The sequence below is a fragment of the Leptospira wolffii serovar Khorat str. Khorat-H2 genome (assembly GCF_000306115.2).
GTDB classification, from domain to species: domain Bacteria; phylum Spirochaetota; class Leptospiria; order Leptospirales; family Leptospiraceae; genus Leptospira_B; species Leptospira_B wolffii.
Genome location: NZ_AKWX02000020.1, coordinates 558,961 through 571,618 on the forward strand (window position 1 = coordinate 558,961; position 12,658 = coordinate 571,618).

Sequence of the window (12,658 nt, forward strand, 5' to 3'; positions counted from 1 at the left end):
AAGATTGAACAAAATTAAATTGTATACAATCTAAATGGGAAACACCACGAGGTAGGGAAATGGCCCAGAATTTATACGAACTTACGGCTACTTTAAATAATGGAAAAGAAAAGAAGCTGGAAGATTACAAAGGAAAAGTACTCTTGATCGTGAATACCGCTAGTCAATGCGGATTTACCCCCCAGTACAAGGGACTACAGGAAATGTACGACAAGTACAAAGGAAACGGTCTGGAGATCCTGGGATTTCCATGCGACCAATTCGGTCACCAGGAGCCTGGGACGGATGCAGAGATCCAAAGTTTCTGCGAAGTCAATTTCGGAGTAAACTTTCCTCTCTTCAAAAAGATCGAAGTAAACGGAGAAGGAACTCATCCGATATACACCTTCCTGAAACAAAAGGCCCCGGGACTTTTGGGACAATCCATAAAATGGAATTTCACTAAGTTCCTAGTGGATAAGCAAGGAAACGTCATCAAGAGATTCGCTCCGATGACTCCTCCCGAGAAAATAGACAGCCAGATCAAGGAACTTCTTTCCAAGTGAATTACGAATCCTTAAAGCTGGAGAATCAGATCTGCTTTCCGCTTTATGCTTCTTCCAGGGCGGTGACGGCGTTATACCGCCCGCTTCTGGAGGAGTTGGATATCACATATCCTCAGTATCTAGTATTATTAGTTCTTTGGGAGAAGGATGGCATCACTCTTAAGGAAATAGGCGACCGGCTATTTTTGGATTCCGGTACCCTGACCCCTCTTTTGAAAAAGATGGAAACTCTAGGTCTCTTGACTCGAGAAAGATCCGAAAACGACGAACGTTCTCTTGTGGTTCGTCTCAGCCAGAAGGCTCGCAATCTCAAGAAAAAAGCGGTATGTATACCGGAACGCCTGATGGAAGCCTCGGGTCTAAGCCAGGAGAGAGTGACTCGATTAAAAAAGGATATAGACGAACTGCTACATCTGGTGGAGGAAAAAGTCCGAAATTCGGCGTGACAAATCCTTTTTCCCGGAAAGTATTGAGCCCTCTTTTAATTCGCGCGCAGCGCCTAGGAGTTTAGAATGAAACAATTACTTTCCGCGTTCTTATTCATCGCGGTTCTTTTCGTGGGAGCTTGCTCTTCCGAGCAAAAAAAATCGGAGCCGGCTTATCAGCCCAATTCCGATCTTCGCACTTTTGAAGCAAAAATGATCAAAGAAGGCGATAAGAGAATTAAAGCCGAAGCCGTACTCGGAACTCCGACCGTAGAGGAAAATACCCAAGACGGTTCCCTTCTGGAATGGTATCTAGAGTCCACTACCTACCAAAAGAATTCCTATAAGACTCTCGCCGAAAAACCCTCCAGAGTGGACGACAGCACTAAATTTATTCGCGTGATCGTGGACAAAAAGGGAGTCATCAAAAAATACGAATACAAACTGTGATTCGAACGGTTTTTGTCCGTAAGAGAGGGGTCGCTTTTGCGGCCCTTTTTATTTTAAACTTATTGGATATCGTCGTCCAGAATATCCAGACCTACGAACCCGAGTAGGAAATCCAAGAATTCTCCCGCATTAAAACCCAGTCTTATTCCGTATCGGACTGCAATATAGAATTCCACTTCGAAAAGAAAAGCGGAAGGGTAGTCGTCCTTATTCTTTGGATTCTGAGATAGAAAAGTCTGTATTTCTTCGTTCTTTTTCTCGGGGTCCAAGCCTTCCAAAAACTTCCGATAGAAAGCCTCCTTTTTGGCCTTTCTTCTCTCCGCTACCGGATTATGATAAAAACGTAAATATCTAATATTGTAGCTTTTAGCGTTTTGTCTCTCGCTGGAAAGCTCGGGAGTGCTTGCGTCGGATTCCGGTTCGGTCCCAGTATCAGGAAATAGAAAGTCGGAAGAATTTGCTTCGGCGGAGGCAGGTTCCTTCTCACCGGTCGCTTGCGGTTTAACTTCGGCATTCGGAAGCGCATGGTATTTTTCCGAACCCAGTATTCCGAAGATCAATTGTTGGGATCGATAGTTTCCGAAACTGCCTCCGCGTAATCCGTATCCGGTCCCGAGGTCCCTTTTGCCGGGAGCAGTTTCTCCCCCTTGGAATACGAATCCGGTAGCAAGAGGTCCGATCCTCATTCCTAGCCCGTATCCTGGACTCTCCACTCCTGCAGTAAATACGTCGGAGAGATCGTTTCTTCTATGCGCCCAATAGGTGGAGCAGTCCAGAAGCAAAAGATGGATCGATAGGATAAGAATGGAACAGAACATTCTTTTGTACGAAGTGAAAGAATTAAAAATGAACAAAGCGTTCACGATTTTCGGTTTTGAAAAAGAAATCGAGGGATGAATGGATGAGAAGGTTTTCACGAATAAAAGCGATCCGATGCATGATTCTTTACAGTTATGTAAAAAATACTCCTACAACCGATTCTCCAACAAATCTGCGTATATATTCGAGAAACGCAATCGCAAAAGTTTTAGAATTTTATTGGTTTCCCTCATTTTCTCAAATGAGAAACTATCCAGATCATAAATAGAAGAAACGGAAACGACGAGATGAACGAAACGGACGAGACTCAGATTCGCTATAAGAAGATCGCCATATTCGGAGGCGGTCCGATGGGCGTTTTCCTTTCCGGTTATCTATCGGAAAAGGCGGATCAAGTCTTCCTTTGGTATTTCGATAAAAAGAAAGCGGATCGAATGCAAAAGGATCGCTCGGCGGAACTCTTGGACGAAATCGTTCCCCTCGCCGAGAATATAAACATCGTCAGCGATTTCGATTTCTTATCGGAAGGTTCTTGGGTGATCGTTATTGCGGTTCCTTCCCGCCAGATGGAAAGCGCAATCGATAGAATATCCTCACTTCTATCCCCCAAAGAAGAACACACGATTCTTTCTTTTACCAAGGGACTGGTTTCCACTTCTACCCGTAGGAAAACCGGCGCCATCACATTTTCGGACTACGTTTTAAACGTTCTTAAGACTAAGGGAAATCTGGACCTGGAATACGTTTCCATAGCCGGTCCGAATCTTCTTTCCGAGATGGTTAAGGGCCAACATAGTTTTTTCTCTATCGCTTCCACGGGAGAAAGGGCTTCGGGTATCGTAGAAGGTCTTTTTTCCGGCCCTCGAAATCATATCAAATCCTTCGAAGCGATTCGTTCTCTCGAATTAACGGGCGTAATGAAAAATCCGATCGCAATCGCCTGCGGAATCGTAAGCGGTATTCCGGAATGCGGGACAAATTTCGAGGGAGAATTGGTCAGTATAGGGTTTTCGGAAATATTAGATCTTTTGAAAGCGTTGGAACTTCCCATCAAACCTGCTCTGGAATTCGGATTGGCGGATCTGATTACCACAACTACGTCTCGTGCCAGCCGAAATCGTGCCTATGGGCAAAGGTTCATTCGAAAATTGATCTCGGGTGAGGACACTCCCAATCTATTGGAAAGAATCGAATTATTCTTTAATCCTAAGGAATTTATACAAAAGGAAATCGATCAAAGCGAGAGCCATGTGGAAGGAGCCTACGCTCTTTCCACCATTCTGGATCTTGCCGAAGAACATAAGGTGGAGCTTCCGGTGTTCACCACGCTTTTCGAGGTGCTGACTCGCAAGGTTTCTCCCACGGAAATCATCCGATTCGTATCCAAATCTACCAGCGACGAAATTAAAACCATCTCTAGGACCGCAAGAAAACGCGCAGGTCTATCCTTGGCTTCCGGAAAAGAGTTCCAACAAGCGTTACGTAGAAGGGTGCTTCGACATATCCATTCCCAACCAGGTATGACGGATCGAATCCTAAAGCAATCCGGTCTGCAGATCAAATCTCTGGAAAAAAGATATACCGAGGCGATCGAAACCCAATCCGAAACGGATTTATTTTTGCTCCCTAAAGAGATCCAACTTTGGCAAGAGGCGGAAGAGGCTTACGAATCCGGAAAGAGTCGTAACCTAGAGCGTATCGTAGAATTCTACGTTTCCGAAATCGCGGACGAGTACAGCCCTTTTTTAAGGGAATCTTTGATTCATTTGGTGGCTCCCGCTCGGTTTGCGATCGGTGGTTTTAAATCGGGAGGCGGTCTTCCGAAAATCGGAGGGCAGGTAAAGGAAATCAAAGCTCTGGCTTCCAGATACGATATTCTTTATACTCCGACTCACAGATCTCATTTGGACTCTATCGAAGTCGCTTTCGGTTTGCGCTGGTTGGGATTACCTGTACCTAGATACGCGGCGGATAAGAAAGTAATGGGGACTCCGGGGCTCGCTCGAGTTTTGAAATCCTTGGGCGCGTATATGGTGGATAGAAAAAGGAATCGAAATCTGCTCTATTTGGAATGTTTGACCCAATATTCCACCATGATGTTGGAGGCGGGAATTCCTACCTTGGTTTATCCGGAAGGAACCCGCTCCAGAACAGGCGGTATCATTCCGATCAAAACCGGAATTCTTTCCACTTCGGTGGATGCATTCAAACATACGGGTAGCGAGGTCCTAGTCGTTCCCATCGTTTTGTCTTACGAGAATGTTCCGGAAGATGTGGAGTTTACCGGTAAGGACACTCATCTTTCCTTTAAGGACTTTTTGTTTAAGAGAACGGAAGTGTATATGGATCTTTGCGAACCGATTCCTGTTTCTAGATACATTCATGAGGATGATCCGACTCTTTCCATTTCCGCGGAAATTTCCAAGTCTTGGCAGGCCCATCATCGCATTCTTCCCAACCAATTATTGGCTAAGTTGATTCTGGAAGCGGGAGGGGATGTTAAGATCGCCGACCTCCGTTACATGGTGACGGAAAGGGTGCTCGCATTTAAGGGAAATTATCTTACCAAAGATACCGAAGAAATCCTGAACAAAGGAATAAAGGTCCTATTAGCTCGCAAGTTCATCCAAAAAGACGGCGAGTTGATCCGTGTTTTGGATAAGGATCTTTTACAATATTACGGAAATATGGTGCCGGACCGAACTTAAAGTTCGGCCGACATTCTATTATTCTAATCTATCTTTATCTTGGATGCGATCAATACGGCTCTTTTCCGGAGCATGGATATGGACTCGTCCTTATTGGTATAAGTCAGAGCGACCCCCATTCTCCTGTATTTTTTGGTGACCGGTTTTCCGAAGATGCGAAGATCCGATTCTGGCATTTCCGCAGCCTTATCCAATCCTTGGATATTCGGAATATTTCCTTCCGTTTCCGCGAGAATGACAGCGCTCGCACCTTTACGAACCAAAAGAATTTCCGGAATCGGAAGTCCCAAGACCGCACGCAGATGCAGTTCGAATTCGTTGAAAGTTTGGGTGCCGGCTAGAGTGACCATTCCGGTATCATGGGGGCGAGGAGATAATTCGGAAAAATACACCTCGTCCTTGGTTAGAAAAAATTCTACACCCCAGATTCCCGAGCCGCCTAATTCTCTAGTTACCTTATCCGCCATGGACTCTGCCGCTTTTAATTGTCCGTTGGAGATTTCCGCAGGTTGCCAACTTTCCTGGTAATCGCCTCTTTCCTGTCTATGGCCGATGGGAGGGCAGAATAGAGTGCGTCCGGTCTTTTGGGTTACGGTTAAGAGCGTGATTTCGGATTCGAAAGGAATGAATTCTTCGATGATGATCTCGGAGGCACCCGTTCTTCCCTTGGTTTGGGAGGCGATCCAAGCAGGCTCTATTTCTTCCTCTTTTCGGATTACGGATTGTCCTTTTCCGGAAGAAGACATGAGAGGTTTGATCACGCAGGGAATCCCTATCTCTAGGATCGCTCCTTTAAGTTCTTCCAAGCTCGTAGCGTATTTATATTTCGCGGTTTTTAAACCTAAAGTCTTTGCGGCAAGATCCCGGATAGATTTACGATTCATCGTAAAATTTGCGGCCTTGGCGCTGGGAACTACATGGTATCCTTGCTTTTCGTATTCGTAGAATCTTTCTGTTCGGATGGCTTCGATTTCCGGAACGATCAGATCCGGCTGATGCTTAGCTACGACTTTGTCCAAAAGATCCCCGTCCAGCATATCGATGACTTCGTTTTCATGCGCCACTTGCATGGCGGGGGCGCCGTCATAACTGTCTACAGCGATCACATATTGGCCCAGCCTTTGGGCTGCGATTACGAATTCTTTGCCCAGTTCTCCCGAGCCTAAAAGAAGGATTTTCTTTCTCATATTCTTATGGGTGAATTTCCGACGGGGAATCGTTATGGGAAGGAAAAAAAAGCCACGAAGGAATCCCATTATTGTTAAGAATTTCGGACGACTTTCGATGAGATTAGAATCCCAGCCTCCAGTAAGCGAGCCCCCTAAGTTTTAGGTTTTTGGCATATTCTTTCCAGCGCGTATTGTCTAGGATCAGGCTACCTTCTCCTCTACCGGTACGGATCATCCGTATACCGTCGGATTCTTTACCGTACTGTACGGCAAAGTCCTTATCTTTTCCGATTGTGAGAAGTCTGGGAGGTCGGCGTCCATTTTCCCAATAATACCCGTAAAGAGGAAGGCCCAACCAAACCTGGTTCGGTTTGTAAAATTGTAATAGAAGATCGATGTTCTTTTCCGCCCAGGAAAATTTAGTAACCGGTCCCGCAACGGTTTTGGGAGAATGTAGATCGTAAGCCATGAGGACCACCTCGTCCGCGAGGTTTTGTCTGAACACGGAAGAATGGAAGGCGGCTAGAGATTTGGAGAATTCTTCCTGAGGAAATAAGGCTAAGGATAATACTTTGCCGGATTCTCGAAAAACGGGTCGGATTTCGATGAGTAATTCTTTGTAATCCCCTCGGTAAGAAGGATTCAGGCCCTCGAAGTCCAAGTGTACCCCCGCATAATCGTTGTTTTCCGATAAGAATATTTCTAAATTCTTGCGAAGTTTTGCCCTTAGGGCCTCCGATCCCAATACCGTTTCTCCGACGGCTATATTCTGAAAGGTAATCAAAGGGATCCAGCGTATCTGTTTATTGCGGCCTAGGATTAAAACCGACCTAGGCGGAGGAGTATGTTGGATTTCGGCGGATTTAGAGATGAAAGCTCCTGTAAAACATAAAGTTACACCCGATTGTAGTTCCTTCTCCCAATAAGACTCCGGCTTTTCTTTTAGATCCTGATGGACCGCATACTTCCATATCTCCGTTTCCTGGGCCGATAAGGGACATAGAGAAAGCGATACCAAGAACGTTATTTGTCGTAAAAATCGAGAAATGCCTCTCATTTCTTCGTCCTGTAATAATAAGGGAACCGATCTTTGATTTTTCTTCAATCCGGGAGATCCGAACTCCGATTTTTAAAGAGTAACCCGGGTCGAAGAATTGGAAAGGATGCGAATGATGGCAACCACAAATACAGGCATAGGAGAGTTGATCCGAGATGGATTGGATCGGCTAGGCATACTTTCTCCTTCTAAGAAAGCCGAGATACGGTACCATTCTTCTAGTCTATTCGAACTCTATCAGGTTAAAGCGGAAGACGGTTCTCGTTTTGCCGTTAAGATCATTCCTAAAAAAGAGATGGCCGAGGCCGAAGCCGAAGGCTTGGAACATCTTTGCAGACTGGGAGTTAGGGTCCCGGAATGTTTCGGAACTGTCCACTTAGGTAAGACCTCTCTTCTCGCCATGGAATTCGTGGAGACTGGTTCCTCCGCCGGGTTTCGAGATGATCTAATCGCAAGTCTTAAGAATCTATATCGATCCGAATTCGGTTCCTGGGGCTGGAAAAGGGATAATTTCATCGGCTCTCTGGGGCAGCCTAACGGTTGGTATTCCACTTTCCGGGAGTTCTTCTGGGAGAAGAGATTGAAGCCGCAGATCGAATTGGCACAAGCTCACAAATTATTAAACGACCGCGATTTGGAGATTATAAAAAGACTATTCGAAAGATTCTCCGAAGATTGGAATTTGGATAAAATCCAACCCCGTTTGATACACGGAGATTTATGGTCGGGTAACGTATTGCAGGGCAAGAACGGATTCGCATATCTGATCGATCCTTCGGTTTCCTATTCTCATCCGGAACAAGACTTGGCTATGCTGCAACTTTTCGGTAGTCCTTTGAATTTGGAAGAGATGCAGAATATTCTCTCCGTCTCTGGCGTGGAAGATCCCGCTAACTTCAAGGATAGAATCCAATTCTGGGAATTATATCCTATTCTAGTTCATATCAATTTGTTCGGCGCTTCTTACTTAACCAGTCTTAGGCATATTCTTCGCTATTACGGTGTGAAATAGTTTTCTTGAAGGAAACTAACCTGCATGTTCTTTAGTAAGAATCGAATCATTCCCGGAGAATATCCGTTTGTCCAAAGCCGCGAAAAAAAGAAGCTCCTCCGCTTCTCAACCTAACGAAAAAAGTTCCGAACTGAATCTAAGAAAATCGCCTTCCCAGAAGCGCGCGATCGAAAGGGTTCAGTACATCTTGGACGTAGTCGCGGATTTATTGGACGAAGTGGGAACGGAAGGGATCAATACCAATCTGATCGCTCAAAGGGCCGAGGTTCCGATCGGGTCACTTTACCAGTATTTTCCCAATAAGCACGCGATTCTGAAGGCGGTAGGACAAAGGCATTTGGAAAGAGTCAATGCCATGATTCTGGAATTCATCAAGGACAAGCCCGATATCTCTCATTGGGAAGAATTGACCGACATGATCATAGACGCGTTCGCTCAACTTTACAAATCCGAGCCCGGATTTATTCCTTTGTGGTCGAACAAGAATCTGGACCCCGAATTGGTTAAGATAGATCGCGCGAATAATAGGATGATAGCAGATTTCGTTTCCGATCTTTTTTTCGGAGTGATTCCCTGGATGAAGGAAAAGGAAGAAATGACGGTGATGTCCAGAATCATCGTCGAGGTTACGGATTCCGTCTTAAGTCGCTGGCTTCGAGAGAGTGAGGATCAGATTTTAGCGGACGGGATATTGCAGGAATTAAAGGTTATCCTCAAGGCTTATATGAAACATTATATCGTTCAGGGAAAGAGATGAGGGCCTTCCTATTCGAATTCCCTCTTACTGCTTTTTTTGTAGGACTGATTACGGTATCCCAGATCGTTTTATCCACGGTAGTACCGCCGGAAGTGTTGGACTCGTTCTTTATCAGCAGGCCGGGAGAATTCTATCCTTGGAAATGGGTGGGAATGACTCTGCTTCATGCGGACATGACCCATCTTTTTTGGAATATGCTCTTTCTATTTTTCTTGGGAAGAATCGTGGAATACAAGGTGGGTCCGAGCAAGTGGTTGCTTTTCTTTTTTATGGGCGCCATCGTTTCCGGAGGTTTGGATTCCTTCGTTCGGGGAATTCTATTAGGAGAAAGGGAACCTGCCATCGGAGCTTCGGGGGCCGTGTCCGGTCTAGCAGCGGTCGCCGCTCTTCTATCTCCGTTTTCGATTCGCATTCGAAAGAGGAATCTTCCTTTTCCCGTTTTTGCAGTAGCCTGGTTGATGGTGTATTCGGATATCACGAATCTTTTCGCCAAGGACCAGGTCGCCCATTGGGCTCATCTGGGCGGTTTTTTATCCGTGGTATTCGCCGCCTATTTTCTGAATAATAAGGTCAGAAGAGAATTGCACATGGGGTTCGTACTCAATCTGGTCTTCGTCGTGTTGCTTCTCATTCTAGGATTTTTCGTGGGAGCCCGGTGACGGCAAATGCAATCGGTACGATTTATCGCCTTCGATTATCATTCCGACGATTCTTTTTCCAAAGCGACTTACGAAATGAAAGGTTCGGAAGAAGGCGGTTGGAAAATCACCCGAAATTCGGACCCGTATCTGGAACTTGGGAAAGGGTATCGTCTTTTGAAGACAGAACTCTGCGGGATATGCTCCACCGATCTGGACCGTAGATTTCTACCATTTGCTTTGCCTCAAGTGATAGGGCATGAGGTCCTCGCCTCAGATAGACTTACCGGAAAAAAATACGTATTAGAAATCAATGATACTGCTATTTCCCGAGGAGAAGAAGGGGATGCTTTTTGTCGCCGTGGAATTCCTACTCATAGCCCGACTCGGCTAGTACTCGGAATCGATCGTTTGCCCGGGGGATTCGGTCCTTATATTCTTGCGCCTGTAGGAACTCTCGTCGAGACCGGGGAGCTATTGGATAAGGAAGCAGTTTTACTGGAACCTTTTGCAGCATCGCTGCATGGCGTGGAAGTCTCACTTCAAAGAGGGGGAGGCGAACTCCCTAAGAAAATCGCAGTCTTGGGACCTAGAAGATTGGGTTCTCTCGTAATTGCAGCATTGGATTTATATAGAAAGAAGAATGGTTTCTCCTTTGAGATCGTATCCGTCGTTCGGCGCAGAGATTTGGCGGATCTATCCTTGTCGGTCGGTGCGGACGCTTCTCTCTTCTTTCCGGGATTAGGTTCGGAAGAAAATCCTTCCGGTCTTCTAATTCGTTCCGAAGATTCGAAAATTGAGATGAGTTGGGATTCTTGTAGGAACTACTTCGATTTGGTTTTCGATACGAGCGGCTCCATTGCCGGATTGGAAGAATCTATCCATTTGACGGAAAAAGAAATCCATAGAAAGACCACGAATGGCCAGCCGGCTCTCAGCGTGAAGAATCTGACAGAAATGGTGGTGGATGAAATCTCGATTTGCGGACTTCAAAAGAATTTTCCGGATCTTACTTGGGGGATTCTTCCTTCTTCTCGTACCTGGGTGTTTGTCTCTAGTTCGGCTAAGCTTTCTGAGGAAGAACAATCTTGGCTCCAAAGCCTCTCGGACGCGAAGTTCCATTTCTTTTACGGAACGATAGACGAAGCGGTTGATTTTTTACGATCTTCTGAATTTACGGGAGAACTTCCTCATTTCGATTTTGCGATCGTTTCCACTTCGGAGGAGATCGATCGAGTCTTAAGGCCGAACGGAAAGGACAAACCTAGCTTGGTAAGGCCTAGAGGATTCATTTTGATTCCTTCGATCGGAAATCGGGACTCGAATCCTCTTATTCGCTGGCTTGCGTCCGGCGGTGTTCTGAGCTCAAGCCGATGCGGAGATTTTAGAAAGACTCGTTCTCTTGTAGAATCCCAACCGGGTTTTATGTATAAAATTGCGGACGCATTGATTCGTTCGGAATTTGATTCGAATCGTTTGCCCGAAGCCTATCTTGCGGCAAGGGAACCGCAGAATATAAAAGTGATTGTCAGGCATTCCGCATCCTGACCGAGTATTAGGAACCGGTACGGAGTCTTCCCTTGAGTAAACACGGATTCTTTCAAATCACCCAAAAAGTATTCCTAAGAAAAGGAAGCGAGCTTCTGATCCTAAGAGACAGAAAATCCGGGTTCGGTGATCTTCCGGGCGGTCGTATGAACGAGGACGAGTTTTACGGAGATTGGTTGGAAAGTCTTGCCCGAGAATTGAAGGAAGAAATGGGAGAGGATTGTAAGATTAAAATTCACCCTAAGCCCATTCTTATTCATAAACATCGCGTGAACGACGGAAACCATCCTTGTGTGATCGTCGCTTATCACGGAGAATTTCTTTCCGGAGAAATCAAATTGTCCGACGAACACGATTATATCGCTTGGGTGGACGCAATTTCCTATGACCCTAGTCAGTTATTTTTCGAATATATGTTGGATGCGATCCGTTTGTATCAAAAGGAATACGCTCCTAAAATCTCCGCAGGAAAATTGGATTCCATAGGTTGGTTGGGATGAGCCCGTTCGCTAGAAACGCAATCGCTTCCTTAATACTCGTTCCTTTATTCGCCTTTATCGGTTGGATTCTCTCGGGAGTTCCTTTAAGCGACGAAGATTTTCAGAGAGGAACGCCTAAGAAAGAAGTCAAAAACGTTTCCCTAGGTTGGGATAGAAGGTCCGGAAATTTACTGATCCTACAATTGGATTTTAAACCGGAGTATTTTACGCGAGAGGATCGTCTCCGAGCCTGGCTAGAAGAGCCCTTAGCCTTTGCGAACGAAAAAGGATGGCTCCAAAAATCCACTTTGGTCGTTTATCCTCCCGAAATTGGAAATTATCTTTTTCTAATGGGTTCCCGTAAGGAAATCCTGAACCAGGCAACCGAGTCTTCGGCTTGGAGCCGAAATCTTTTCTTCCAAAGGTTTCTTTTCAAGAACTTGAAGGGACTTCATTGGAGCGAGGATTCTATTTCTTATTCCTCCGCGGAAGAATCTAAAGAGAGATACCAAAGAATCTTCTCCTCTTTAGCGAAAATTTACGGAGTGGATATCCTTGCTGGTTCTATCCGCTTGCCTTCTCCGTCCGCAAAGGAAGGCGTTCTATCCATTCAACCAGGAAATTGGGAAGAACGATCTTATATCTTTAATTCCGAAGGAAATTTGATCGAAGGCTCCTTATTGAAGAACGGTTCTAGAATTTTCGGCCCCGAGTCGAAAGGAAACGTTTCCAATGTTTGGGTGGCCAATGTAGGTTTCGGTAGAATAGGGATCTCTTTTACGGAAGATCTGAAAAATCCGGATTTCGAAGAAGCCTCTAAGAAGACTTATGTAAGTCGATGGATCGGTTTAGGTTCGGTCGAAGACGAAGGAAAATTCAAAGACTGGATTAAGAATTCTTCCTTCGAAACGAGCGGCCTGATCCAATTCTCAGGTAAGGCTTGGGATTACGAATTTCCGGGAAAGAGTTTCGCTAAGACTAGGTACGGAACTCCCGAACCTTCGGATGCTCAGAAGGGAACCATTCTCATCAATATATATCTGTAAGATTA

At 45.5% G+C, this 12,658-nt stretch carries 13 protein-coding genes; 10 read left to right on the forward strand and 3 right to left on the reverse strand.

What is annotated here, in order from left to right:
• Window positions 1-59: 59 nt before the first annotated feature.
• From LEP1GSC061_RS15865 to LEP1GSC061_RS15875, 3 genes are all read left to right on the forward strand, one after another.
• Window positions 60-545: a glutathione peroxidase gene (locus tag LEP1GSC061_RS15865; protein WP_016546007.1), complete on the forward strand. Its 486-nt coding sequence runs from the start codon at window positions 60-62 to the stop codon at window positions 543-545.
• The gene (locus tag LEP1GSC061_RS15870) at window positions 542-991 is read left to right on the forward strand and encodes a MarR family winged helix-turn-helix transcriptional regulator (RefSeq protein ID WP_016546259.1); all 450 of its coding nucleotides are present in this window, start codon (window positions 542-544) and stop codon (window positions 989-991) included. Before LEP1GSC061_RS15865 ends, LEP1GSC061_RS15870 begins: the two co-directional genes overlap by 4 nt.
• A gap of 66 nt (window positions 992-1,057) precedes the next feature.
• A complete protein-coding gene (locus tag LEP1GSC061_RS15875; RefSeq protein WP_016546346.1) occupies window positions 1,058-1,420 on the forward strand; it encodes an LIC13410 family lipoprotein in 363 nt (120 codons plus the stop codon).
• Window positions 1,421-1,479: 59 nt separating this feature from the next.
• Here the strand turns inward: LEP1GSC061_RS15875 and LEP1GSC061_RS15880 are convergent, their stop codons facing one another.
• Window positions 1,480-2,274 (reverse strand): LIC13411 family adhesin, encoded by a 795-nt coding sequence (locus LEP1GSC061_RS15880; RefSeq protein ID WP_415751837.1) that lies wholly within the window; start codon window positions 2,272-2,274, stop codon window positions 1,480-1,482.
• Window positions 2,275-2,526: 252 nt separating this feature from the next.
• Here LEP1GSC061_RS15880 and LEP1GSC061_RS15885 point away from each other — a divergent pair, with 252 nt between their 5' ends.
• Window positions 2,527-4,947, forward strand: coding sequence for a 1-acyl-sn-glycerol-3-phosphate acyltransferase (locus LEP1GSC061_RS15885; protein WP_016546302.1), 2,421 nt, complete (start codon window positions 2,527-2,529; stop codon window positions 4,945-4,947).
• A 23-nt stretch (window positions 4,948-4,970) separates the two neighbouring features.
• Here LEP1GSC061_RS15885 and purT read toward each other — a convergent pair whose 3' ends face one another.
• Window positions 4,971-6,134, reverse strand: a complete 1,164-nt coding sequence (gene purT / locus LEP1GSC061_RS15890) for a formate-dependent phosphoribosylglycinamide formyltransferase (protein ID WP_040509288.1) — start codon at window positions 6,132-6,134, stop codon at window positions 4,971-4,973.
• A gap of 103 nt (window positions 6,135-6,237) precedes the next feature.
• Entirely contained in the window at window positions 6,238-7,221 is a 984-nt protein-coding gene (locus LEP1GSC061_RS15895; protein WP_016545974.1) for a glycosyl hydrolase family 18 protein, read from the reverse strand.
• 67 nt (window positions 7,222-7,288) lie between these two features.
• On the opposite strand from LEP1GSC061_RS15895, the gene LEP1GSC061_RS15900 reads away from it, so the two are divergent.
• The 6 genes from LEP1GSC061_RS15900 (at window position 7,289) to LEP1GSC061_RS15925 (ending at window position 12,653) form a co-directional block, all read left to right on the forward strand.
• On the forward strand, window positions 7,289-8,185 hold the full coding sequence (locus LEP1GSC061_RS15900; protein ID WP_016546092.1) for a fructosamine kinase family protein: 897 nt from the start codon (window positions 7,289-7,291) through the stop codon (window positions 8,183-8,185).
• A gap of 67 nt (window positions 8,186-8,252) precedes the next feature.
• On the forward strand, window positions 8,253-8,942 hold the full coding sequence (locus LEP1GSC061_RS15905; protein ID WP_016546413.1) for a TetR/AcrR family transcriptional regulator: 690 nt from the start codon (window positions 8,253-8,255) through the stop codon (window positions 8,940-8,942).
• Window positions 8,939-9,601: a rhomboid family intramembrane serine protease gene (locus tag LEP1GSC061_RS15910; protein WP_016546371.1), complete on the forward strand. Its 663-nt coding sequence runs from the start codon at window positions 8,939-8,941 to the stop codon at window positions 9,599-9,601. The genes LEP1GSC061_RS15905 and LEP1GSC061_RS15910 overlap by 4 nt, the downstream gene beginning before the upstream one ends.
• 6 nt (window positions 9,602-9,607) lie before the next feature.
• Entirely contained in the window at window positions 9,608-11,128 is a 1,521-nt protein-coding gene (locus LEP1GSC061_RS15915) for an MDR/zinc-dependent alcohol dehydrogenase-like family protein (protein ID WP_016546042.1), read from the forward strand.
• 32 nt (window positions 11,129-11,160) lie between these two features.
• The gene (locus LEP1GSC061_RS15920) at window positions 11,161-11,628 is read left to right on the forward strand and encodes an NUDIX domain-containing protein (RefSeq protein ID WP_016546156.1); all 468 of its coding nucleotides are present in this window, start codon (window positions 11,161-11,163) and stop codon (window positions 11,626-11,628) included.
• Complete coding sequence (locus tag LEP1GSC061_RS15925) at window positions 11,625-12,653, forward strand: carbon-nitrogen hydrolase family protein (RefSeq protein WP_016546194.1); 1,029 nt, start codon at window positions 11,625-11,627, stop codon at window positions 12,651-12,653. The genes LEP1GSC061_RS15920 and LEP1GSC061_RS15925 overlap by 4 nt, the downstream gene beginning before the upstream one ends.
• The last annotated feature ends 5 nt before the right edge of the window (window positions 12,654-12,658 follow it).